This is a genomic window from Rossellomorea sp. DUT-2 (genome assembly GCF_052665285.1).
Window position 1 is genome coordinate 144147 of record NZ_JBQPEO010000002.1, and the last position, 23481, is coordinate 167627.

Sequence of the window (23481 nt, forward strand, 5' to 3'; positions counted from 1 at the left end):
TTACTATTTTTCCTCATTATGGACAATGCTATCGGTTATATCATCATATTCTTTTTCAGCAATGGAGCTTGTGATGATTTCTTCTTTTTCCAGTTTTGCGACAGCCTCATATTCTGCGTATAGTGCGTGTTTTCTCAGAGTCGTAAGCTGATCTGCTTTTATTACTGGATTTTTTTTGAATAAATCATCCAATTGGGCTTTTAACATGTCGATTCTTTTTGTATACATATCGACAAGCTCATTGGATACTGGATCTGTAATATAAAGCTTTTGTTTTACGCGATGGATTTCTCCAATGGCTGTTTCATATCTGTGGAGTTGACTGAGCAATTTTTCAAATTCCACATGTCCCCCTTCTTTTGGTTTAATCCCTAAAAAATTGATCAAGGGTTTGATTGTCAATCCTTGGATGACAAGGCTGAATAATACCACACTAAACCCAAGAATCAAGACGTCTTCTCTTCCTGGGAAATCTCTCGGCAGGCTGAGGATCAAGGCGATTGATAACGATCCTTTCAAGCCTCCCCAATTCAAAATATGCTTCCATTTATGAGGGAAGTTCCCGATGAGAGATAAACTTGTATAGACTGCAATACTTCTTGCCAGGAGTACTAAGAGAATGGCTGCGAAAATATATGGCCATTTTTCAATAAAATCTATCCTCGTTATTTCAAGTCCGACCATTAAGAAAACAAGGGAATTGGCAAGTAACGCGGCTACATCCCAAAAACTATTTATGTTCAATTTTGTTGTAGGGCTCATACCGATTTTTCCGCCGTAATTACCGAATATAAGAGCTGCAATTACGACCGCGATAACCCCTGAAGCATGGACGCTCTCTGCAAGGAGGAATGAACCATAAAACAAAATCACACTAAATATAATTTCCAACGGATAGTCATCGAAGTACTTCGTTAAAACGGAAAACGCATAACCGAGGGAACTTCCAATAATGACACCCAAGGATACTACCCGGATGAACTCCCAGATACCACTCCCGATTCCAGACCAGCCTGCATCAATATAGGATAGTAAATAATAAGCGGATATATTGAACAATACAACGGCTAAACCATCATTAAATAAACTTTCGCCTTCAATGACAACCTCCAACCTCTTCTTTACTCCTACACTCTTAAATATGGATAGTACACTGACAGGGTCTGTTGCACTCATCAATGCTCCAAAAACAAATGCTGCCGGAATAGAAAAGTCAAAGAGGTAATACGCTGAAAAGCCGATAATTAAGAACGAAATGAATGTTCCCCCAAAAGCCAAGGCAATAATCGGCTCCTTATTGGCACGCAAATGGGTAAAAGGCATCTTCAAAGCTGCTTCACCCAGAAGCGCTGGTAAAAATAATGTGATAATGACAAAATTAAAAACTTCTCCTTCTGTTATAAAATCCTTGAGGGGCCCAAGGACTGGTATATTGAATAACCCGATAAGGGCACCTACAATGACTAGGGCAATTGGATATGGCTGTTTGAATTTCTTGGCAATTGCCGTGATGCCTGCTGCGATCATCACTAAAATAAGTCCCAGTTCAAAAATATGGTGCATATCTAACTCATGCATAATCTCCGTGACCTCCCTTTCTTTATAATTTTTTTCTCATCATTTTATTTATTAACCTTCCCTTCATCATGAATACGACTCGCATTTATATGATTTTTCACCATACAAAAAAGAATGACCTTCTACGATTAGTGAGAATAGTCATTCTTTTATTATACATTTTTTTCCTCTTTTTTCGAACTTGACGGATTTTCCACTTACAGATTCTTACCAAACCATGGAGAGAAAACTTGTTTCTTAGTGGTTTTTTCTTGCCTCCACCCTTTTTGATTCAAGATGTGATTCATCCTGTGATATTCATGAATCGCTGCATTCATATCAGAAATATTGTTCATCTTATCCATCCCCTTTCATTTTATTACTTTCAGTATATTGCAGGTAAAGGTAATCCGAATGAGATGGGTGATTGATTTTATTTCAGCCTAAGGACTGATTTGAATTCCTCCTCTCCCCCCAAAAAAAGACGACTACATGGTTCCCATGTAATCGTCCTGGTTCTTCATCTAGATACTTTTGTACAAAAGCTTCCGTAATAAAGGAAATAACACTTCAGGGAGTTCTTCTACATCTGAAACAAGAATACTGTAATTTCCATAAATGTTCTGAATGGTTTTTCTTTGCCCCTCTTCTATTTCTCCGTTCGCTAAAAAGACGTTAATGACTTCAATTCCTTGTTTTCTTGCGTCTAATACAGCCTCATGAGTATCAACAATCCCGTTTTGCTCGTAATCCATGGCTGCTGGCTCACCATCAGAAAAGACAAGAAGGAATTTTTGTTTTTCGTTCCGTCTGAGGATCCGTTCTGTCATTAACCGAATGGCAAAGCCGTCCCGATTATCTTCTTCAGGCTGGAGCTGCATGATTTCTGAGCCACTGTTAGGTTTTAAGGAAGAATAGAAGTCCAGTACAGGATTCATGTAATTTGGTTGACTGGCCTTGGTGGCCCTGTTGGTATCTTCCCAGAAGCCGATAACCTCATGCGGCACGCGAACGGACTTTAACGATTCATGAAATAACGTAATTCCCAGCTTGGTTTGATCCATTTTGTCATACATAGAACCGGAACAGTCTACCAATAGTGAAAACACGGCATCTATTTCAGAAGATGGATTCAGTTTTTTATAGAAAAGTCTTGGATTATCGTCAGTAATAAACCGCAATAACTTTTTGTTCAGCCTACCGAAGTGCAAATCACTTCTAGGCTGGATTCGCTTATGCTCCAATGTTTTCTCGATCATTCTTTGAAGCTTCTTTTGATAAGGAGCGATTAACCCTTTGTTAAGGTTATACAAGTGCTTGTCTTCTGAAGTAGGAATGGTTGGCGAAATAAAGTGAGGTACAGCAAAGCGATTGTCCTTTCCATACTCACCTTCCCCTCCACCAAGTTCCTCTCTTTCTTGCTCCTGCGCCCTCACATTATGGTACTGCTCCTGCTCCGTTTCTTTAGCTGAGCCCTGTACCATAGCCATTGCCTGGTCTCCATCATCCCCTTCACGGACACCTTCGCCCATTAGATCGGATTGACTTCCTTGATCTAAGTCAAACTGAAGGAATGACTCCCCTTTGTCACTCGTTTCCCGGTGCCAGGTACGGAATTCTTCATCTATCACTTCTTCCTCCCCTGTGCTTTCTTCTTCCAACACATCCTGATTAGCAAGGGGATCTTTTCTCTTTAAATCGTCAAATGTATCAGTAAACATTTCCTCCGTGTTATACACATCTTCAGGTAAATGGAAGTATTCATTTAACATATCTTTTCTAACAATCTCATCGATTACGTCTACCATTTCCAAGCAAATTCTTACTACATCTTTTGTGTTACGGGTTTCAAAGAAGCGGGTGATTTGCCGATGTAAAAAGGGCATTGCTAAATCAATATCCTCACTTATCCGAACAGGTTCTTCTAAAGGAGATTGTGCATGGAGAAGAAGGAATATTGAATTAAATAGTGCATCTGTGAAAACACTTTTCGTAATATTTACTTTAAGCTGCGCCTCGAAGTGCTGGCGATATAATTTTCTTCTCGTTTCAAATGACTTCTTTGTTCCCGGACGCTTGGATTTACAAATTTCCTCTAAGCGAGCTTCTTCACCAATGACAAATAACTGCTTGGCAAACCGGGGAACAGAAGTTGCTTTCACCTTCTCAATATAATCGATAACATCATCGTTTGTGGTTTCATGAAGATTACCGATTGTCCTTAAATAAATATCACTTTTCAATCCATGTACTTCTTCTTCTTTTTTTCGGTGATCCCAAAAATGACTGACATAAACCGTTCCTTCTTTATAATCCAGATAAGAAAACGGTCCGTATTTCAAGTTCATATCGGCATTTTTGGAAAGTGTTTTCGTCAAATCAGCCATTTCCATTACTAAAAAAGAGTCTATGGTTTCATCATTAAATTGAATAAATCGATGCATTACAAGTCCCTCATTCAAATAAGGTTTCAGCTATATTTTTAATAGCCGCTTTTTCTCGTTCATCTTCCAGTTTATCAACGATTCCGCGTTGTATAGCCCTTTTTGCAGGCAAGTGCACGGCTAAATCACAGGCATCCAATAGGGCACGTATGGAAGCCGCTTCCTCTGAAATTTGGCCATTTTTCACTTGAACCAATAAATCCGAAGACAAGTCTACAAATTGAGTAATAAGCTTAGAATCGGACAGCTTGCTTTGACTTTTAATCACACTCTTTAACGTTTCCCCTTCGATATATGGCACATCGATTACAACAAAACGATTTTTTAACGCTTCATTTAACGGGACCGTGCCTACATACCCTTCATTGATGGCCGCTATTACACCGAATGTAGGGGCGGCTTTAACTATTTCCCCTGTAAATGGATTCGTTATACTTCTGCGGTAATCCAACACACCATTTAAGATCGGCAGCGTTTCAGGCTTGGCCATATTAATCTCATCAATATAAAGGAGATGCCCATTTTTCATCGCTTGAATAACAGGTCCCTCAATGAATTCAATGGTGTTTTTCCCGTCTCTTTCGCTGATTGTTTTATAACCCAGTAATGCTTCTGCATCTAAGTCAACCGAGCAATTTATACTGTGCATCGGTTGAGAGAAGATGGATGATAAGGTATCAGATAGCTTCGTTTTCCCTGAACCAGTGGGTCCTTTAAGAAGAAGATTTTTCCCTAAAGACAGAGAAATGATACTATCTTCAATAATATAGTCTTCACTAGCGGTATACCCTCCTTCTCCAATTAATGAAGAATGCTCAGAAGAAGAGAATAATCGCTTTCTCTCGTTTATTATATAAGTAACCGATTCTGGTAATAATCGTTCAACATTCATTTAAAGACATCCTTTCCATTTCACATACTAGACATTCTACATGTAATAACGCTTACACTGCAAAGGCTCTGCCTAATTTTGTTGCAAAGAATATATATTTTAGTCCTGGACTAGCAACCAATTGATATACTAAAATGTTAAAAAACACCCATTATCGGGTGTTTTTCAGCTTCTATACTTTTAAATCATATCGAGTGAACCCTCGAGATACGTACATACCAGCTTTTTGATAAACGATGGTTGCGTCTGTATAGCTATCACTGTCGACTGATAGAGCTGCTGTAGTCATTCCTTCGTCTTTCAATTTTGAAAAACCATAAAAGAGCAAATAGTGGGCGAGCCCTTTCCGACGCCACTTTTTGCGAATCCCCAAATGAGAGATTTCCCCTAATTTTGTTTCATCGTTAACCGTGCAAAAGACAAAACCTACAAGGTCATTCCCTTCTCTTAATACAAACCAGAGGTCAGGGTCAAATGAAGGACGAAGAAAACGCTTCTTAAATTCATCCAGGCTGGATGGATGATAATCAAAGTGGTCTGAGAACACCTCTTCAAACACCTGATGAAGACTCTCAGCGTCGGTATCGGGATTGAAACTAGATATACAATAAGATGAAGAGACGGATGCATTAGATAGATTTTTTAGGTCTTTTTTCATCTGGAACCAATAACGGGTTGGTGTAAAGCCATATTTCTCAAAAGCCTTCTTCTCTTCCTCAAGATTAGCAGATAGGATAATGGTTTTTGAGTCGGAATTTGTTTCTTTCTTTCTCCTGGCTGATATAAAAAGCTCTTCCGCCAACTCACCTATATAGAGATCCATATGAACGTTTGGAAGGGCAATGAGTAATGAAGGTAAACGGTGATCTTTTTCAGTAAGAATGGAGATGGCTACTAAATCCCCATCATGCCACAGCCCTCTTCGGTCAGCTTCAGGAATAGATTCAATCATTTCTTGAATATCAGCCTCACTCGTTTGAACCTCTCCATATACTTCCGTTTCATAACTCTTGAACAGGTTAATGAGAGATGCATGGTCCTCCATAGAAATGATTCGCTTACTAAATGAGTGTTTCATTCTCTTCTCCCCATTTGCACCATATTTTAGTAGCCATCAAAAAAAAGCCGGTTTCTTCCATTAGAAGAAACCAGCCAGAAAGGGGTGGCTTACACTTCTTCAAAGTACTCTTTGTAGAAGCCTCCCATTTTCCCACTTTCATCGATGACGAAGTAATACTCTTCAGATTCGTTTTTCACTTCGTATTCTTTTCCAATGGTTAAAACATTTTCAACTGTATATTTCTTTGCGTCCGTATGTACACATTTTACCTTTTTCCCGGTATTTTTTTCCGTCCAAGTTTTGTGAATCAATTTAATAACCTCCTTTATGAATGTACTATGCTAATAGTATATTCTTACAGAGCTATAAGTTCAACTACTAACTGATTTGTCATTTTTTTGTGAAACTACCACTTTCAATAAGAAAATATGGTATATTATAGGAGGAATTTGTAGGAGAGGTTCGATTATGGTGAGAGACGGATTAAAAAGAATTGGAATGTTCACTTTAGTATTGATGGTTTTTTACATGAGCACCCACCGACCTAATGAAGAACAATTTTATTCATGGCTTTTGGATGAATACAATATTGAATGTCATGAATCTATAACCTGTACGAAGAAACTTGAAGGAAATTCTTATTCAACCCTGATTGAAACAGGCTCAAATGTTAAAAATGGCTACTTGCTATTTAACACAATCGGTAAAATATATGAGGATGAAAATGGCTCAAGGACCACAATTAAAGCGTTGGGTGTATTCGGGAAGTATTTTACTATAATAAAAGATGAACAAGATAGATAGACTGATTAAAGTAGAAGATATCTTTGATCAGTCTTTTCTTATTTTCTATAGCGTACCTTTTTCCATTTCGAGGTATTAGAGGTTTTTTTCAAGGTAATAACAATACTGTACACGATAACCCCGATGAATAAAATGGAGAAAATGATTCCTGCCTTCACGCTCACTTCTTCCAGTAATCCCTGAAAACTTTTTGGAAAATACCTCCCAATCTGAAAATACACAAATCCCCAAACAAAAGCAGACGGAAGAGCATATAAGAGAAACTTCATGAAAGAAATCCCTTTTGACGTTCCTGCAATATAAGGCATGAATAATCGGATGCCTGGTATAAAATAGCTGAACGAAATGGCAAATGGACCATACTTATTTATCCATTTTTCACCATTGTCAATGAGTTTCCTTGATTTATCCCCCTTCATAAATCGAGATATTAATCTTGTTCCGAAATATCGGCCATTTAAAAAGGCGAAGATTCCATAGGAGATTAATCCACTATACATAAAGAAAAAGGAGGTATACAGGTTGAAATTTCTCCATTCAGATAAATATCCCGATAGTGCAGCAGCGAGTTCGTTAGGTACCGGTAATCCTAAAAAAACAATCCAGCTAAAAAGAAACATGGCGATATATCCAAATTGATCGACCAATTGTAGTAAAACATCCATCGTACTACCCCATTTCACACAAAGCGACTATTTTTTCCTGCTTACCGCGCCTTTCTATTCACTACCCAATATTGATAGGTTGAAAACGTTTGGAACCCTAACCTCTTAAGAATGGGAGCAGAGTGGCCGACTCTGGCCTGACAGGTAACAAACCGACATTGCGCCCGTTTTGCCATTTCCAATCGATGGGCCACTAATGAAGAATATACTCCTTCATGCCTTGCTTCTTGGAGCACCCCTCCTCCATTGAGGTAAAGGAATTCATGATCACGGCTGAACCGATAATTTCCGTATCCAACGGGAAGCCCCTCCTTATTGTAAGCTAATGTGAACCCTCCATCCGTTCCCCATTTGCTCATAAACTCTTTTCTTTGTTTAAAGATGACCGGCTTGTCTTCTTCCCGATATCCCCATATGGAGGAACTGATTTCTACAAGATCATGGATGTGAAGGTCACTTTCAACTCTAATGACTCTATGAGAAGGTGAAGGAATGAAGTGACTCTGATTCAGATCAAATACCAGTCCCTCATAATGCTCTTCCATCATACCATCATGTGATTGGAGGAATTGCTCTTCCTGATCGATAAGTGGCTCCCTAATCCACATACTAAAGGATGCCTTTCCATAAAAGCCTTCAATCATCTTCCATTTTTCATGAAGTTCATTCAAATCGTTTATAATGAATTTAGGTACCTTATTAGCAAAGACATTTTTCAACTGTTTATTTTTGATTGCAACGATTCCTTCACTGTGTAAACTATCCACTTCACTCGGTATCAATTGATCTGGATAGTCCCAGTGATGTGATTCTATTGCAGTGAATAATAGATCATTACTTACCTTCATGACTTCACCTCCCGGAACTCATTCGTACATTTATTCTTCTTCGTTGAGAAGATTCTGCACCTGATCTTCTGTCATCCCTATTCCAACTAATTGTTGCTGTAACTTCTCATGATAGGACTTGCTTACATGTGGCCGACTGCCACGTAGAATCTCTTTTGCATAATGATCTGGGGGACAAGTTTCCTGACACTTACCTTTCACAATAAAGGTCAATACGTCCTTGTAAAGCTTCCCGCCAATCCTTACGTCGATGAAAGCTGCTCTATACCATCCAGGGGCTACCCCTTCTCTCGTGAACAAGTATTCTACTGCTTGTTGAGGGATATCATATACTACCCCTTCCATTGTACCTCCATCCTCAATAATGTCTCCCCGGCCACCATCATGTACTTTAAAGAGATACTTCATAGAATATCCTTCCAGAACTCCTCCACCAAGACATTTTTTGAAATGGTGGTCTACTTGCGCAAATTTAAAACGCTCATCATCCATGCACGAACCATACGCAAAATAAAGTATTCTATCAGGCTTGTCATTTAGAAACTGATGTACTTTCCAATCTCCTGATTGAATTTCTTCATGGAACAATTCTTCGTTTTCGGAATAATACACAAAAGCTTCCTGCGGTCCATTATCTGTATGAACCAGTTTAAGCTTTCGTAAATAAAGGTTGTCTTCACGTTCTTCGATGAAATCCTCCAACTCATCCAACTGTGATAATATACTGGAGTTAATTTTATATAATTCGCCATAAGTGGTCCCATTGCCTTCTTTTAGTGCGGGGTATCCTCTTTTTGTATCGTAAAGAACACCTTCCACCCAAGCTTGTTCCCTCATCAATATGGCTTCCTTTAATAAAAAATGATTGCTTTCGTGTTTTCTTAACGTCCCATAAACAAAAACGTACACAGATAATCCCCTTCCTGTTGATTACATAATTATATTATTGTTAATTAATTCGTACGGCTTTCCTTTATTTTAGCAAATAGTCTCTGAAGTTTCAGTTATCTACTACTCCTATTATACTTTTATATACGTATAAAAAGGACATTCCCGATGAATTGGGAATGTCCTTTTTTAAGGAAGCGTTTTCAAATTTCTAATTACTTTTAGGCAGGGCTGCTTCTTTCGCCTGCTCTCTTAAACGAAATTTTTGAATTTTCCCTGAAGCTGTCATTGGGTAGGAATCAGTAAACTCGATATACCTTGGAATTTTATGACGGGATATCTTCCCTGTACAATATTCTCTAATCTCTTCTGGTGTTGCGGTTAGACCTTCCTTCAAAATAATCCAGGCCATAACTTCTTCACCATAGACTTCATCAGGGATTCCAATGACTTGAACATCTAATACCTTCGGATGGGAATAAAGAAATTCTTCAATTTCTCTCGGATAAATATTCTCACCGCCTCGAATGATCATGTCTTTTAATCTTCCTGTAATTCTACAATAGCCGTGTTCATCCATGACCGCTAAGTCTCCAGTATGCAGCCAACCTTCAGAATCTATGGCTAACCGGGTAGCCTCTTCATTCTTGTAGTACCCCTTCATGACGTGATACCCACGAGTACACAACTCACCCTGTACCCCATGGGGGACTTCCCGGTTCGATCCAGGCTCCACAATCTTTACCTCTACATTTGGCAAGGCTTTTCCAACCGTTTCTACCTTTAATTCAATCGGGTCATGGGTACGTGTCTGAGTGATGACAGGTGAAGATTCTGTCTGACCGTAGGCAATGGTTATCTCATCTGCCCCCATTTTATCCATGACGCCCTTCATTACTTCGATCGGACAGTTACTTCCCGCCATAATTCCAGTACGCAAATGGGACAGATCGTATTGATCAAAGTCTGGAAGGTTTAACTCGGAAATAAACATGGTTGGCACCCCGTGAAGACCAGTACATTTTTCATCCTGCACCGTTTGGAGAACCTGTTTCGGATCGAACTCCTGTAATGGAACCATAGTAGCCCCAACCGATACACATGCAAGTGTACCCAATACACATCCGAAGCAATGGAAGAATGGAACAGGAATACATAAACGGTCTTCGTTCGTCAATCTCATGCACCCGGCAATATTATATCCATTATTTACGATATTAGAGTGAGTAAGCATGACTCCTTTAGGAAATCCTGTCGTGCCTGACGTGTATTGCATGTTGATGGCATCATTGGGGGACAGGCTCGAAAGTCTTTCATCCAACTTACCTTCCTCAACATCATTTCCTCTATCCATAATATCCTGCCAGCTATATGTACCTGGATATGCTTTCTCCCCTAAGACAATGACATTCTTTAAATAGGGGAGTTTTGAACTCTCCAATTCCCCGGGTTTAGACGTTTTTAATTCAGGACATATTTCATACAACATGTCTATATAGGAAGCCCCTCTGAACTCTTCCATCAGAATAATCGTTTTACTGTCAGATTGCTTTAATAAATATTCTAATTCAGCAGTACGATAATTAGTATTTACGGTTACCAGTACAGCTCCCATTTTGCCCGTCGAAAACTGACTTACTAACCACTCAGGAGTGTTAGAAGCCCATATCGCGATATGATCTCCTTTATCGATCCCAAGATCCATAAACCCTTTTGCAGCCTGCCTGCACTGTTGGTTAAATTCATGATAAGACCATCTTAATCCTCTGTCTGCGTAAACGACCGCTTCAACCTCAGGCTGTATACGAGCTTTTTCTTCTAGTAATTCACCAACAGTTGTTTGTATTATCTCCGACAAATGGATATCCCCCTTTATGTGTATTCATGTTAAGCCTGGAACCTTACAGTATAGGTAGTCAAAGAGGTTAAAATTTCAGTTCCTTATGCGTGTAATATTATCACAAAAATTAAAATTTTCAAACTAATTAATCGTGATTATTTTTGTCTTTTATTAATCTAAGGTGAATAACTATCGATAGGAGTTAGATGACAAGTTTCTACATGACTTTGATGAATCCAACTTTTTTATATAGACAAAAAACGCCTTCTCTAAACCTTTTTCTACATAAAAACTAAAAATACTACTTTAGACGTAATTTATAAAAAAACCTTTTCAAATGAGTGATTTCTATGTAGAATAAATAGAAAATATAGAAAATTCTATATTTTATACATTCCTGGGAGGTTGGTCATGAAAATCTTAAGTAATGAACAGTTGGTGGCAGCTTATCGTGATGCTGAGAAACAAGGGAATGATCAAGACTGGATTTTGCTTCTTAAGAAAGAAATTCGTAACCGAGGATTGAAACCTTTTAGGAAATCTTGACAATGAAAATTAAAAAAGAATACTAGGTTATATCTCACCCCCTGAGATGCAATTTTTACGACAGACTCATCTTCACTTGAGTCTGTCTTTTTTCATTTCTATTCAATTTAACTGGGCTATTGATTTCAGCTCCAAGCTCTCTAATCAATAGATTAAGAAAAATCAACAACATATGTTGAATCACATTCATTATAGAACATGCCTTAACTGTGTTTCTTAATTTTGGATCCATGATATTCCACCATTTGTTTGAATTGCTTACTATCCAATAGCCCCATCTTATGAAATAGATATGAATACTGAATCACTTTTTTTGAATTGAAGTTCTTCATCATTACATCTTCCCTCCTTATTCATGTCCGAGAGTTTCCTTTAGCAAACTTTATTTTAGTTATCCATATTTTATTCTCTTAGTAAAAAAACGTGAAAAAAAGCTGATCCATCATCCACTTATGGATGTATGAATCAGCCAAACATTCATCTATTCTTATTCAATCAGGACTAATTAGCCTTCAAGTAGTAAGTCTTCTGGATTCTCAAGTAAATCTTTCACCATTGCCAGGAATCCAACTGCTTCTTTCCCATCAATGATTCTGTGATCATACGATAAAGCAATGTACATCATAGGGCGATTTTCCATTGTATCTTTATCAATGGCCACTGGGCGAAGCTGGATTTTATGCATTCCTAAAATCCCAACTTGCGGTCCGTTTAAGATTGGAGTGGATAGTAATGAACCGAATACCCCACCATTTGTAATCGTGAATGAACCACCTTGCAGATCCCCAAGAGATAATTTGTTGTTTCTGGCCTTAGTAGCCAGTTCCATAATTTCCCCTTCAATTTCTGCAAAGTTTTTGCGTTCACAATCGCGTACAACAGGTACTACCAATCCATCATCCGTAGATACGGCTACCCCAACGTCATAAAATTTCTTAAGGACAACTTCATCCCCATCGATTTCTGCGTTCACGTATGGGAACTTTTTAAGAGCCGCTACAACTGCTTTTGTAAAGAAACTCATGAAACCAAGTCTTACATCGTGGTCATCAAAGAATTTATCCTTTTTACGTTTACGTAGCTCCATTACTTTACTCATATCAATCTCATTAAACGTTGTAAGCATGGCTGCTGTTTGCTGAACCTCTACTAAGCGTTTTGCAATCGTTTGACGACGGCGTGACATCTTCTCACGAACAACCGGCTTTCCATCAGCTTTTTTCGCGGGTGCCTTCTTCTCTTGAACGGAAGGTTTAGATGGAGCTTCAGCCGGCTTACTGCTATAAGCTTCAATGTCCTGCTTACGAACACGCCCTAGAGGATCTGTAGGCACATCGGAAAGATCGATACCTTTTTCACGTGCCAACTTACGAGCGGCAGGAGAAGCGATTGGACGATTCTTTTTGTCCTCTTTCGCTGGTGCTTCTTCGGTTGCCTCTTCTTTCTTCTCTTCCTGTTTAGGAGCAGGTGCTTCTTCTTTTGTGTCAGAAGTGGCTGGAGCTTCTCCACCTGCACCAACAATGGCAATAACCTGACCGACTTCGACCGTATCGCCTTCATCAGCTTTAAGTTCTTGAATCGTACCTGCTTCTTCAGAAATGACTTCAACATTCACTTTATCTGTTTCCAGCTCAACGATGTATTCGCCCTTTTCCACATAATCCCCTGGCTGTTTTAACCATTGGGCGATTGTACCTTCTGTAATTGATTCTGCTAATTCTGGAACTTTAATTTCTGCCACTGTGATGTCCTCCTCTTTCTTATCGAGTTAACGCTTCGTTAATAATTCGTGATTGTTCTTTTTTGTGTACTGTTGGTTCACCTTCTGATGGACTGGAACGTCTGCGACGACCGACATAATGCACCTCAACACCCTCAGGAGCAATGTCACGGAGTCGTGATTCTGCAAATGTCCATGCTCCCATATTCTTAGGTTCTTCTTGAATCCATACGATTTCTTTAAGGTTTGAATATCTTTCCAGAATGGCTGATATATCACCTTTAGGGAAAGGATAAATTTCTTCTACTCTAAGAATGTGTAACCAATCATTATCATCGATATTTTGAAGCTTCTCTTCTAAATCAATCGCAATTTTCCCGCTGCATAATACAACCCGTTCAACAGCCTCATGCTTCTCACCAAGGCCCTTTTGCTCAAGGACTGAATGGAATTCTCCATGGGCTAATTCCTCTGCTGTGACAGCTGCAAATTGATTTCGGAGCAAGCTTTTCGGCGTCATAATGACAAGTGGTCTTACTTCTTCTTTTTGTAAAATCGCAGCTTGACGTCTAAGAATATGGAAGTATTGACCAGCTGTAGAACAGTTGGCAACCGTCCAGTTATATTCTCCACCCAGTTGCAGGAATCGCTCTAAGCGGGCACTTGAATGTTCTGGACCTTGACCTTCGTATCCATGTGGTAACAGCATAACTAGGCCGGTTTTTTGCCCCCATTTTGCACGGCCAGCTGAAATGAATTGATCGAACATCACCTGTGCCATATTGGAGAAATCACCAAATTGTGCCTCCCAAAGAACCAACGTCTCTGGTGCAAACACATTGTACCCATACTCATATCCAACAACAGCTGTTTCAGTAAGAGGACTATTAAGAACAACAAACGAAGCATGACTGTCCTTTATATTGTGTAAAGGAATGTATTCTTCTCCGGATTTTTCATCATGAAGAACCAGGTGGCGTTGAGCAAATGTACCACGCTCGGAATCCTGTCCCGTTAATCGAATCGGCGTTCCATCCTTCAAGATAGAAGCAAACGCCAACGTCTCTGCATGGGCCCAGTCAATTTTTCCTTTTCCTTCAAAAACCTGGCTGCGTCGTTTTAAGATGCGATCCAATTTCTTGAACACATTAAAGCCATCCGGCCATTGAAGCAGTTCATCATTTAAACCTTCAAGCTTCTTAAAATCCACACTCGTATTAATTTCCGGTAAGCCATTTGCTACGTACTCAGGTGGAGCAAGAACGGTATCGGGATCATCGTCTTTAGCCGGTACCTTATCGTATGCCGTTTTCAATTCTTCTTCGATGTCGGTATCCAATTTCTCTACATCTGCTTCTGTGACGATTCCTTCTGAAATCAATTTTTCAGCATATAGTTTCTTAACATTTGGATGGTTTTGAATGACTGAGTACATTAATGGATTCGTCACCATCGGTTCATCCATTTCGTTATGCCCAAAACGGCGGTAGCCGATCAAATCAATGACAAAGTCTTTTCCAAAGGTTTTACGATATTCATAGGCGAGCACAGCTGCAGCAAGACAAGCTTCCGGATCATCTGCATTGACATGGACAATAGGAACTTCAAAGCCTTTGGCAGTATCAGATGCATATTTCGTCGAGCGGGAATCACGGCTTTCAGTCGTGAAACCGATCATATTGTTCGCAATCAGGTGAATGGATCCACCCGTGTTATATCCACGTAGTTGACTCATATTTAATGTTTCAGCTACAACACCTTGTCCAGGGAAGGCAGCATCTCCGTGAATCATGATGGCATAGGAAGATTCCGGTGACTGCTCTGGATAACCCTTATCTTCACGGACTTCTTGTGCAGCACGTGTGTAACCAGCCACAATCGGGCTCACAACCTCTAAGTGACTTGGGTTATTCGCCAGAGTAACACGAGCTCTCGCTGTTGACGACTGTAGAGGTGAGATTTCGCGATCAGCACCTAAATGATACTTAACATCACCTGTCCATCCATATGTAATCCCAATTGAACCTTCTGAAGGAATCAGATCCTTGCTTGGGGCATGTTGGAATTCGGCAAAGATCATTTCATACGGTTTACCAATAACATGGGCCAACACGTTTAAGCGCCCTCGATGTGCCATGCCGATATTGACTGTTTTAGCACCTGATTCAACTGAATAACGGACCATTTCGTCCAGTAAAGGCACCATAGAATCCAGTCCTTCTATGGAGAAACGCTTCTGACCAACAAATGTACGGTGAATATATTTTTCAAATCCATCCACTTCGGCAAGCCGTTTTAATAACGCCAGTTTCTTTTCCTTAGAAAGAGGAGTGAAATAGGATTCTGATTCAATCTTTTCTCTTAACCAATTCTTTTCTTCAAGCTCATGAACATGAGCATATTCAAATGCCAATTTCTTAGTGTAGACCTGTCTTAAATGATTGATTGCCTGCAAGCCATCCTTTATGTGTGAAGGTGCATTCGGGCATAAGAAATCAACAGGAATCTGCTTTAAATCTTCTTCAGATAAATTAAACTCAGATAGTTCAATTCTTCTTGTGTCTCTATTTCGGTCATTAAGGGGATTAATATCCGCAGCTAAATGACCATATGTACGAATATTATCTGCTAACTTGACTGCAGCTACCATTTTACTTAACGCAGTCGGTTGTGCCGGCAGTGTGAATGATGTATCCCCATGCTGGGCACTAGCGATTACTTGTACGTCTTCAGCTGTAGGAGGGCCCCATTGTTCGAATAATTCTTTCAATTCAGGATCTACGTCTGTCGGATCCTCCAGGAATTGTTCATAAACCTCCATTACATAGCCTAGGTTAGGTCCGTAAAACGATTGCCACGGTTCCCCTTTTGCCGATTGCTTTTTCATTGTGAAAAACCTCCAACTATTTTGCCAGTTAGTATAATTTGGGTATCATGTATTCTTACAATTTCAAAGCCATATTTCATTATGCAAGAATAGTAATTTTAAACACATAAAAACGCTTACAAGGACATTTTATCACTGTGCAGTAGTAAGATAAAGTCTTTATGACAAATTTCTCAAAATTTTGTTTTCCGTATTTTAATTATGATTATTACTTATATTCCCATAATAAATTACAAGAAAACCTTTTTCTATATCGACTATTCTGAAATAATATTTTATTAAGCGCTTTCTCTTTCACCTTCTTGTATCCCTTATATGAGGGTGCTTTTTTCATAAACCATCTTACTACTGTTACTAAAAAAAACCAAATATTTTTTGTTATTTTTCATAATTTTTTATAGATTATTAGATTTTTAGAATGTTAGATAAGCCTTATGTGTTTAAATTTTCAGCGCTGACCCTATATTACTTTTTGTTTCTTGCCTCCTGCCTATGAACTCATCGCCCATGCATTGCATACAATATAACAATCATGGCAGATGGCCTATATAGATTAAAGTGAGGTGGTTCACATGTTCCCATGGAGTTTATTCCCTTTCAATAAAGACATGAAAGAGCAAATGAATCAGATGAATCCGAAAGAAATGGATTCCTATATACAAGGTATGATGAAAAAAATGTTCCCGGGCGGATGGGACGGTATGATGAATCCTAATGATATGATGAGCGGGGCGCAATCCTTTATGAATCCGTTGGGCAATCAAGGGGAGAAATCTCAGCGGGGTCAGTCTTCACCTTCTTCTAATTCAATACCTGCAAATGTCTTTGAATCTTTTGAGGATATTTACATCCGGTTTCAAGTTCCAAGTGAGGAGTGGATGAAGCAATTGAGAATATTCCATACGTCGAATCAGGCAATTATCGAGAACATCCCGGGACATGAGGAAAGACAGGTCATCACACTCCCTTGTCTAGTGAAAAAAAAAGGCGCAGTGGCTCAATACAAGGACGGGATATTAGAGCTGAAAATACCTAAAAGCATCGACATGCAATATACAGAAATAGACGTCTCTGATAAATATTGAGACGTCTCCTCTCGTAGAATACATTTAATGAGCATACTTAAGAGAGATGCGAATAATGGTACCTGCGGGCTCGTTTCTTAAGGCTAAGATTTCACCGTTGTAGTTTTGAATGAGCTTTGATGCAATGGCTAACCCCAAACCATAACCGCCTTTTTCACGACTTCTGGCCTTATCCACGCGGTAGAACCGGTCAAAGATCTTAGGAAGATCCTCTTCTGGGATTCCGATCCCTTCGTCTTTCACTTCGATCATCACATCTTCTTCCAGATTCACTAGCTTTATTTCAATGTTTGAATGCGTATCAGAGTATTTAACGGCATTATCTAACAGGATGATCATAATTTGTTCCAGATGCCTTGGCATAATAGTCACCATTGTTTCATGATCCAACTCATCCAAGCACAGAAAAGTGTGTTCTTGATGTAGAAATTTAAAGTCTCTAATAACCTTATCAACCACTCTTTGTGGATTGGCACGAACGGTTTGAAGGTCAAATTTCTCACGATCCGCTCTAGAAAGTTCTAACAATTCCCCTATAAGCCTTTTCACTCTTTCAAGTTCTTCCAATGACACCTGTAAAGATTCTTCCAGAATCGTCGGATCTTTTTTTCCCCATCTGTTCAAAAGAGCCAGGTGTCCTTCTAATACCTGTATGGGCGTTCTTAATTCATGTGATGCATCTTCAACAAATTGTTGCTGTTGCTGAAAGGATTTCTCAATTTCGCTCATCATCTTATTGAAAATTTGTGATAGGTCACTTATTTCATCATGTGCCTTCACAATCTCTACTCTCTCGTGAAATCCTTTCCTTTCAATCGATCTCATTGTTTCAGAAAGCTTATTTAATGGACGTACAAAGCTTTTAGCCATGAAATAGCCGATAATTGCACTGATCAAGAGTGCTAATACCCCCGTGATGGTCATCATCCAGAACAGGTTCTTCATGATCTTTTCATATCGATTTAAAGGCTGGATAATTTCAATATATCCATTGAATTGATTCGATCGTATCGGAGATCTCCCAATGAGCATTTGATTTTTCTCAGATTCTATGAGTGTAACTGACGTCTCTCCAACGGGATGAAACGGTACGTAAAAAGCTGATTCATCTTCACCCCGTATTTCCAATACTTGATTCCCCTGATTATCTAAAACACGGATAGTCTGGTCCTTTTCAGCTATTTGTTTCATCAAATCCCGGCTATCATAAATGTCCTGGAGCTGTATATTTGATCCTCTTTGTTTGAAAAACACCGTAATTTCATCCAGTACACGACCAAAATTATTTTCTTCTTCATCCACCATCCACTTACTGATTGCATGATATTGAAAAAAACTAAATAAGAAAAAGGCAAGAAATATGGCTGAACCAGCGGCTAACGCCCACTTCACCTTAAGGGAAGAGGGCTTAAAACGATTCAGGAATGTATTCATGTCCTCATCACATACCCAGTACCCCGTACAGTTTGGATGTAGCTATCTTCGTCGGGCGAATCAATTTTATTGCGTAAATATCTTACATAAACATCCACTACGTTCGTTTCAACCTCGGTATCATACCCCCACACTTTATTGAGAAGGACTTCACGGGTCAAAACAATATTTTTATTCTCCAAAAATGCGAGTAAAAGGTCATACTCCCTTTTCGTAACCTCGATTTCATGTTCAAGCTTAAATACTTGCCTTGATTCCTTTTGAACGGTGATATCACGGTAATGATAAGTTGTTTGAGTCGAAGCTGCTTCTTCATTTCCGGCTCGTCTGAATACGGCCCTCAATCTCGCTAACAGTTCTTCAATAGCAAAAGGCTTTACGATATAATCATCCGCACCGCTGTCCAATCCTGATACACGATCCATTACACTATCCCTTGCCGTTATCATGAGGATCGGAATCGCTTTCACTTGCCGTATTCTTCTGCAAACCTCAAGTCCGTTTAAATTCGGCAGCATAAGATCCAATAAGATTATGTCCCAATCCTCGTTTAAGCCTTTCTCTAACCCTCCTCTTCCATCATGGGCAAGACCCACTTCATATCCTTCATATTTAAGTTCCAGTTCAATGAACCGGGAGAGATTTTTTTCGTCTTCTATGACTAAAATTCTTTTCACATAAATCACCTGCTCTAAAGGCTAATACGTCTTATTTTATTTTACTTTTGCTGAAAATAAAATCATTAAGCGCTTGAAAGATTTCAATACCTTGATACGTCATTAATGTAATGGCAGTAAAACTGAAAAATAAAATAGGAATTATTCGAATCCACATGGTTCTTACCTCCCTTTTATCATTACCGTCATTTTCCTCCACATTCATTAAAATTGAATGAGAAAAGGGTAAGTTTTCACTTAGAGAAGAAAGAAATTATAAGTTTACATAATGATATTATAATCAAATAAATAGATAGTATGAAATTACTCCTGTTGAAGAAAATAAGAGTTGTATAAATAAGAATGAGGTGCACGAAATGGAAAGTAAGAAAAAATTGGATTTACTTGCGTTATCCTCTATTCCTTTAGTTATGACACTTGGGAATTCGATGTTGATCCCTGTTCTTCCTCAATTAGAAAAGGAGCTTAACATTACGGGATTTCAATCAAGCTTGATCATCACCGTTTACTCCATCATAGCCATACTCTGCATTCCAATTGCCGGTTACTTATCCGATCGTTTCGGCAGGAAAAACATTTTAATACCCAGTTTAGTCATTGCGGGAATCGGTGGCCTCATTTGTGGATTTGCTTCCTTATACGGTTCGAACTCCTATATTTTTGTCATTGTAGGAAGGGTTGTTCAAGGAATTGGAGCAGCCGGTGCCTTCCCGGTCGTCATCCCTACCGTCGGTGATCTGTATGAGGACGATGATCAAATCACCAAAGGATTGGGCTTAATCGAGACATCTAATACATTCGGCAAAGTTCTAAGCCCGATACTTGGTGCATTATTTGCTGCATGGATTTGGTTTATTCCCTTCTTTTCCATACCAGTATTTTCACTTTTATCCATAATACTGATCGTGGTATTTGTAAAAGTCCCGGCTAAAAAAGGGGAAGTAGCGAAACAAACCATTAAGGAATTTGTTCATGAGGTGGGAATCGTCCTTAGGAAGGAAAAGAAATGGATCTTCGGAATCTTTGTGATCGGAATCATTTCCATGTTTACTTTATTTGGATTTTTATATTATTTATCAACCCGCTTAGAGCAGGCTTATGGAATTAACGGCGTAATGAAGGGACTATATTTGGCAGTCCCACTCCTTTTTTTATGCCTTACCTCCTATATAACCGGAAAAGTGATCGGAAAGAGCAAAGACAAGATGAAGTGGGTCATCGTATTTGGATCCCTATTGAGCTCGGTCGCTTTCATTCCATTAATTTTGACTGAAGGATTAGGGGTCATCTTGAGCATATTTTCCATTGCTGGTATCGGAATGGGCGCAGCCCTTCCCTGTTTGGATGCATTGATAACAGAAGGAATCGAGAAGGAACACCGTGGAACCATTACCTCCATTTACAGTTCAATGAGGTTTACAGGTGTCGCTTTAGGTCCCCCTATAGTAGCGTTGATTGAACCTTTTAGTACCTTTATGATTTTCATCCTTCTATGCCTATTTTCCAGCCTGGTCGGAATGCTTTTCATTAAGGTTCCGGAAACTCCCCAGCAAGCTGTCTCAACTAAAAAGGCTTAAGGATTCATTCCATGATGAAAAAACGGAGCAGAAATGCAGGCTCCGCTTTTTCAATTGCACACCCAGATCTGCTGAGTAGAATAAAGAAAGCTCCTCCTTTACAATCCCGACATGTTTATTTCGATACACAATGTGGTAGATATATCCATAAACATGATAGGGATCGTAAGGGAGGAATATATATGACCTGGATAATCGTGATTGCTACTCTTTTTGTACTTCTCATTCTGGCTGAAGAAGTCATTAATTATTTTCTACGTACAAAAGTAATTGAACATCACCCCAAAGCGAAAAGAAACGAAGGAAAGATGAAATCTTTGTTTCATAAAGTAAAGCTTAAACTGACTCATACACAGTAAGTAGTACTACATAGACTAAAAGGTGGAGAAGTTCTTCTCTGCCTTCCATTTCAATCACTTCTTTGACACAATATGCATTGTTTCATTCGATTGATGTGATAACATATCTTTAACCTCTTGAGGAAATAATTGTACTTCTGAAAGTTCTTCAATGGGAATCCACTTGTATAATAAACGATCCCCTTCCAGCCCATGAAAGGCGTCCTTTTGAAAAATTGCCCGATCTGCAGTTTTCACTTTATAGTAAAATCCAATTTCATGGAAATCCCATTCTTTATATGGAAAGAAATTTTCGTTCACCATGATCAATTGTTCTACATGAACTTCAATCCCCAGTTCTTCTCTCATTTCTCTCTTTAAGCTTTCCTGTGATGCTTCACCCATGACGACTCTTCCACCGGGCAACGACCAGTAGCTGTCTTCCACTTGTTTATGTAATAAAATATGGTCCTGTTCTATCCAGACGGCCACTACCCTGTAATTAAAAACGTTTTGGTTTTGTTTAAACACAAGATCCATTCGATCCCTCCCTCTCTTCATTCTAACCAATAGAGCCCAATTTTGTTTAAAAATAGACAAAAAGAAGACAAAAGCTTCAGCAAAACTTTTGTCTCCAAAGAAAAGAAATTAGAATGGGTCTTACATAATAAAGATTTAAACAAAAAGAAAGCTACCCCACTTTCTTTTGTTTAGGAGTGATATATCCTTATTCATAAGCAAGATTCATTTTAACGTGTGAAAAGGTGAACCCCATTAGAGCAAGATTAAAATTTGATGAGAAAATCATTCCCCCCCCCTTAATTCTCCACTACTCTATCAGAAAAGCATCCTGATTGAATATATGATATGATAAACAAGAATTCAGAATGTTACAATTCATTCTAGTGGATGAAAGGATGGAAAAATGAAAATCGATTTAAACTGTGATTTAGGAGAAAGTTTTGGTACATATACAATTGGACAGGATGAAGAAATGATGAAATTCGTTTCCTCCGTCAATGTCGCTTGCGGATTCCATGCGGGAGATCCCCTCGTAATGAAACAAACAGTCACAAATGCATTAAGTCACAATCTAAAGATTGGTGCTCACCCTGGATTACCTGACCTTCAAGGGTTCGGAAGAAGAGTGATACATATCACTCCTGAAGAAGCATATGCCCTTGTACAATATCAAACAGGCGCACTTCTCGCTTTCGTCAAGGCACAGGGAGGCAAGTTGTCACATGTTAAGCCTCATGGTGCCCTCTATAATATGGCTGCGAAGGATTCCGAACTGGCTGCATCTATTGCTGAAGCAGTATACGACCTTGACCCTGAATTAACATTGTTCGGCCTTTCTCAAAGTGAGCTGACAAAAGCAGGAGAGGAAATCGGGTTGCATGTTGCTCATGAAGTATTTGCCGATCGAACTTATCAATCTGATGGTTCATTAACTCCCCGTTCCCTTCCCAATGCCGTACTTCATGATGAAAATGAAGTCGAAAAGCAAGTCTTACGAATGGTGGAGAAACAAGAAGTAGTTTCAACAGATGGTGAGGTATTATCAATTAAAGCGGATACCATTTGTCTTCATGGAGATAACATGGCTGCTTTAAACCTTGCTAAAAGATTATTTGAAAAGTTAAGTTGAATCATTTAAGGGCTATATTTAGCCCTTATTCTATGGAGAATGTATAGAAGATAGGAGAAGTCTCTAATGAATAAGACTTTACTACTCGAAGGCTTCCGCTGGATGTTCATCTTACTTGTTGCTTGCGTTATTATAATATATGGCTATCAGCGGTTCCTTTTGCACTCTAGCATTGAAACATCTCTACAAACCGTATCTCCCGACTCAACCATCATTGGAATCATTCAAACTCATACCACTGATAATAAAGAAAAAGTGTATGAAGCCCTATACAGGACAAAAGACGGAAAGTGTTACAGAGCTTCATTCGAACGTAATGGGCATACATTCATAGGAAATCAAGATGCATCATGTGAATAATAGGAGTAGACCGATGAAACGAGCCATTCATACTTTCCTCAAACGGAATCAGCAGAAGAAATTTGTAGTATCAGAAAAATTCATGATCCACTATGGGATAAAACCCCCTCCCCACATTACGCTCGTTTTCCCGTTTACTGCGAACATACCAACTTGTGAAATTTGTTAATGAGTACGGCTGGTTTTAAGAAAGCCTTTTAGTGGAATG

At 39.1% G+C, this 23481-nt stretch carries 23 protein-coding genes; 7 read left to right on the plus strand and 16 right to left on the minus strand.

The features are described 5' to 3' along the window. Window positions 1-3: 3 nt before the first annotated feature. From ACOSV2_RS06300 to ACOSV2_RS06325, 6 genes are all read right to left on the minus strand, one after another. Window positions 4-1578 carry a cation:proton antiporter gene (locus ACOSV2_RS06300; RefSeq protein ID WP_428974411.1) on the minus strand — a complete coding sequence of 525 codons (1575 nt, stop codon included), beginning with the start codon at window positions 1576-1578 and terminating at the stop codon, window positions 4-6. A 197-nt stretch (window positions 1579-1775) separates the two neighbouring features. After that, a complete protein-coding gene (locus tag ACOSV2_RS06305) occupies window positions 1776-1913 on the minus strand; it encodes a hypothetical protein (protein WP_428974412.1) in 138 nt (45 codons plus the stop codon). Window positions 1914-2081: 168 nt separating this feature from the next. Then, window positions 2082-4001: a vWA domain-containing protein gene (locus ACOSV2_RS06310; RefSeq protein WP_428974413.1), complete on the minus strand. Its 1920-nt coding sequence runs from the start codon at window positions 3999-4001 to the stop codon at window positions 2082-2084. A 10-nt stretch (window positions 4002-4011) separates the two neighbouring features. After that, window positions 4012-4893: an ATP-binding protein gene (locus ACOSV2_RS06315; RefSeq protein ID WP_428974414.1), complete on the minus strand. Its 882-nt coding sequence runs from the start codon at window positions 4891-4893 to the stop codon at window positions 4012-4014. 172 nt (window positions 4894-5065) lie between these two features. Next, window positions 5066-5971 carry a GNAT family N-acetyltransferase gene (locus ACOSV2_RS06320; RefSeq protein WP_428974415.1) on the minus strand — a complete coding sequence of 302 codons (906 nt, stop codon included), beginning with the start codon at window positions 5969-5971 and terminating at the stop codon, window positions 5066-5068. Between the two features lie 89 nt (window positions 5972-6060). Next, the gene (locus ACOSV2_RS06325) at window positions 6061-6264 is read right to left on the minus strand and encodes a DUF6501 family protein (protein WP_428974416.1); all 204 of its coding nucleotides are present in this window, start codon (window positions 6262-6264) and stop codon (window positions 6061-6063) included. 157 nt (window positions 6265-6421) lie between these two features. On the opposite strand from ACOSV2_RS06325, the gene ACOSV2_RS06330 reads away from it, so the two are divergent. Beyond that, window positions 6422-6757 carry a hypothetical protein gene (locus tag ACOSV2_RS06330; RefSeq protein WP_113967997.1) on the plus strand — a complete coding sequence of 112 codons (336 nt, stop codon included), beginning with the start codon at window positions 6422-6424 and terminating at the stop codon, window positions 6755-6757. 38 nt (window positions 6758-6795) lie between these two features. Here ACOSV2_RS06330 and ACOSV2_RS06335 read toward each other — a convergent pair whose 3' ends face one another. The 4 genes from ACOSV2_RS06335 to ACOSV2_RS06350 all read right to left on the minus strand — a co-directional run bounded on the left by ACOSV2_RS06335 (window position 6796) and on the right by ACOSV2_RS06350 (window position 11007). Next, window positions 6796-7422, minus strand: coding sequence for a DedA family protein (locus tag ACOSV2_RS06335; protein WP_428974417.1), 627 nt, complete (start codon window positions 7420-7422; stop codon window positions 6796-6798). A gap of 41 nt (window positions 7423-7463) precedes the next feature. Next, window positions 7464-8270 (minus strand): GNAT family N-acetyltransferase, encoded by an 807-nt coding sequence (locus ACOSV2_RS06340; protein WP_428974418.1) that lies wholly within the window; start codon window positions 8268-8270, stop codon window positions 7464-7466. A 30-nt stretch (window positions 8271-8300) separates the two neighbouring features. Continuing rightward, window positions 8301-9179: a gamma-glutamylcyclotransferase gene (locus tag ACOSV2_RS06345; RefSeq protein ID WP_428974419.1), complete on the minus strand. Its 879-nt coding sequence runs from the start codon at window positions 9177-9179 to the stop codon at window positions 8301-8303. A 190-nt stretch (window positions 9180-9369) separates the two neighbouring features. Beyond that, entirely contained in the window at window positions 9370-11007 is a 1638-nt protein-coding gene (locus ACOSV2_RS06350; protein WP_428975074.1) for an AMP-binding protein, read from the minus strand. 402 nt (window positions 11008-11409) lie between these two features. Here ACOSV2_RS06350 and sda point away from each other — a divergent pair, with 402 nt between their 5' ends. Further along, entirely contained in the window at window positions 11410-11544 is a 135-nt protein-coding gene (sda, locus tag ACOSV2_RS06355) for a sporulation histidine kinase inhibitor Sda (protein WP_044336757.1), read from the plus strand. 203 nt (window positions 11545-11747) lie between these two features. Here sda and ACOSV2_RS06360 read toward each other — a convergent pair whose 3' ends face one another. The 3 genes from ACOSV2_RS06360 to ACOSV2_RS06370 form a co-directional block, all read right to left on the minus strand. Further along, window positions 11748-11879: a hypothetical protein gene (locus ACOSV2_RS06360; RefSeq protein ID WP_428974420.1), complete on the minus strand. Its 132-nt coding sequence runs from the start codon at window positions 11877-11879 to the stop codon at window positions 11748-11750. 170 nt (window positions 11880-12049) lie between these two features. Next, window positions 12050-13285, minus strand: a complete 1236-nt coding sequence (odhB, locus tag ACOSV2_RS06365) for a 2-oxoglutarate dehydrogenase complex dihydrolipoyllysine-residue succinyltransferase (RefSeq protein WP_428974421.1) — start codon at window positions 13283-13285, stop codon at window positions 12050-12052. A gap of 19 nt (window positions 13286-13304) precedes the next feature. Beyond that, window positions 13305-16151, minus strand: a complete 2847-nt coding sequence (locus tag ACOSV2_RS06370) for a 2-oxoglutarate dehydrogenase E1 component (protein WP_428974422.1) — start codon at window positions 16149-16151, stop codon at window positions 13305-13307. Between the two features lie 572 nt (window positions 16152-16723). Here ACOSV2_RS06370 and ACOSV2_RS06375 point away from each other — a divergent pair. Next, on the plus strand, window positions 16724-17236 hold the full coding sequence (locus ACOSV2_RS06375) for an Hsp20/alpha crystallin family protein (protein WP_428974423.1): 513 nt from the start codon (window positions 16724-16726) through the stop codon (window positions 17234-17236). Between the two features lie 24 nt (window positions 17237-17260). Here the strand turns inward: ACOSV2_RS06375 and ACOSV2_RS06380 are convergent, their stop codons facing one another. Both ACOSV2_RS06380 and ACOSV2_RS06385 read right to left on the minus strand, forming a co-directional pair. After that, complete coding sequence (locus ACOSV2_RS06380) at window positions 17261-18670, minus strand: HAMP domain-containing sensor histidine kinase (RefSeq protein WP_428974424.1); 1410 nt, start codon at window positions 18668-18670, stop codon at window positions 17261-17263. Continuing rightward, entirely contained in the window at window positions 18667-19347 is a 681-nt protein-coding gene (locus ACOSV2_RS06385; protein ID WP_428974425.1) for a response regulator transcription factor, read from the minus strand. The genes ACOSV2_RS06380 and ACOSV2_RS06385 overlap by 4 nt, the downstream gene beginning before the upstream one ends. Window positions 19348-19703: 356 nt before the next feature. Here ACOSV2_RS06385 and ACOSV2_RS06390 point away from each other — a divergent pair, with 356 nt between their 5' ends. After that, the gene (locus ACOSV2_RS06390) at window positions 19704-20924 is read left to right on the plus strand and encodes an MFS transporter (protein WP_428974426.1); all 1221 of its coding nucleotides are present in this window, start codon (window positions 19704-19706) and stop codon (window positions 20922-20924) included. 182 nt (window positions 20925-21106) lie between these two features. Beyond that, window positions 21107-21283, plus strand: coding sequence for a hypothetical protein (locus ACOSV2_RS06395; protein ID WP_428974427.1), 177 nt, complete (start codon window positions 21107-21109; stop codon window positions 21281-21283). 54 nt (window positions 21284-21337) lie between these two features. On the opposite strand, the gene ACOSV2_RS06400 is transcribed toward ACOSV2_RS06395, so the two are convergent. Then, complete coding sequence (locus tag ACOSV2_RS06400; protein ID WP_428974428.1) at window positions 21338-21802, minus strand: NUDIX hydrolase; 465 nt, start codon at window positions 21800-21802, stop codon at window positions 21338-21340. A 385-nt stretch (window positions 21803-22187) separates the two neighbouring features. Between ACOSV2_RS06400 and ACOSV2_RS06405 the strand changes: the two genes are divergently transcribed. Both ACOSV2_RS06405 and ACOSV2_RS06410 read left to right on the plus strand, forming a co-directional pair. Next, window positions 22188-22913 carry a LamB/YcsF family protein gene (locus ACOSV2_RS06405; RefSeq protein WP_428974429.1) on the plus strand — a complete coding sequence of 242 codons (726 nt, stop codon included), beginning with the start codon at window positions 22188-22190 and terminating at the stop codon, window positions 22911-22913. A gap of 66 nt (window positions 22914-22979) precedes the next feature. Further along, window positions 22980-23273 (plus strand): hypothetical protein, encoded by a 294-nt coding sequence (locus tag ACOSV2_RS06410; protein WP_113970985.1) that lies wholly within the window; start codon window positions 22980-22982, stop codon window positions 23271-23273. Window positions 23274-23481 lie beyond the last annotated feature (208 nt).

Coding starts and splice junctions, on each gene's coding strand:
- ACOSV2_RS06300 (WP_428974411.1), bottom strand. CDS start 1,578: ATGCATGAGTTAGATATGCACCATATTTTTGAACTGGGACTTATTTTA.
- ACOSV2_RS06305 (WP_428974412.1), bottom strand. CDS start 1,913: ATGAACAATATTTCTGATATGAATGCAGCGATTCATGAATATCACAGG.
- ACOSV2_RS06310 (WP_428974413.1), bottom strand. CDS start 4,001: ATGCATCGATTTATTCAATTTAATGATGAAACCATAGACTCTTTTTTA.
- ACOSV2_RS06315 (WP_428974414.1), bottom strand. CDS start 4,893: ATGAATGTTGAACGATTATTACCAGAATCGGTTACTTATATAATAAAC.
- ACOSV2_RS06320 (WP_428974415.1), bottom strand. CDS start 5,971: ATGAAACACTCATTTAGTAAGCGAATCATTTCTATGGAGGACCATGCA.
- ACOSV2_RS06330 (WP_113967997.1), top strand. CDS start 6,422: ATGGTGAGAGACGGATTAAAAAGAATTGGAATGTTCACTTTAGTATTG.
- ACOSV2_RS06335 (WP_428974417.1), bottom strand. CDS start 7,422: ATGGATGTTTTACTACAATTGGTCGATCAATTTGGATATATCGCCATG.
- ACOSV2_RS06340 (WP_428974418.1), bottom strand. CDS start 8,270: ATGAAGGTAAGTAATGATCTATTATTCACTGCAATAGAATCACATCAC.
- sda (WP_044336757.1), top strand. CDS start 11,410: ATGAAAATCTTAAGTAATGAACAGTTGGTGGCAGCTTATCGTGATGCT.
- ACOSV2_RS06360 (WP_428974420.1), bottom strand. CDS start 11,879: ATGATGAAGAACTTCAATTCAAAAAAAGTGATTCAGTATTCATATCTA.
- ACOSV2_RS06370 (WP_428974422.1), bottom strand. CDS start 16,151: ATGAAAAAGCAATCGGCAAAAGGGGAACCGTGGCAATCGTTTTACGGA.
- ACOSV2_RS06375 (WP_428974423.1), top strand. CDS start 16,724: ATGTTCCCATGGAGTTTATTCCCTTTCAATAAAGACATGAAAGAGCAA.
- ACOSV2_RS06380 (WP_428974424.1), bottom strand. CDS start 18,670: ATGAATACATTCCTGAATCGTTTTAAGCCCTCTTCCCTTAAGGTGAAG.
- ACOSV2_RS06390 (WP_428974426.1), top strand. CDS start 19,704: ATGGAAAGTAAGAAAAAATTGGATTTACTTGCGTTATCCTCTATTCCT.
- ACOSV2_RS06395 (WP_428974427.1), top strand. CDS start 21,107: ATGACCTGGATAATCGTGATTGCTACTCTTTTTGTACTTCTCATTCTG.
- ACOSV2_RS06400 (WP_428974428.1), bottom strand. CDS start 21,802: ATGGATCTTGTGTTTAAACAAAACCAAAACGTTTTTAATTACAGGGTA.
- ACOSV2_RS06405 (WP_428974429.1), top strand. CDS start 22,188: ATGAAAATCGATTTAAACTGTGATTTAGGAGAAAGTTTTGGTACATAT.
- ACOSV2_RS06410 (WP_113970985.1), top strand. CDS start 22,980: ATGAATAAGACTTTACTACTCGAAGGCTTCCGCTGGATGTTCATCTTA.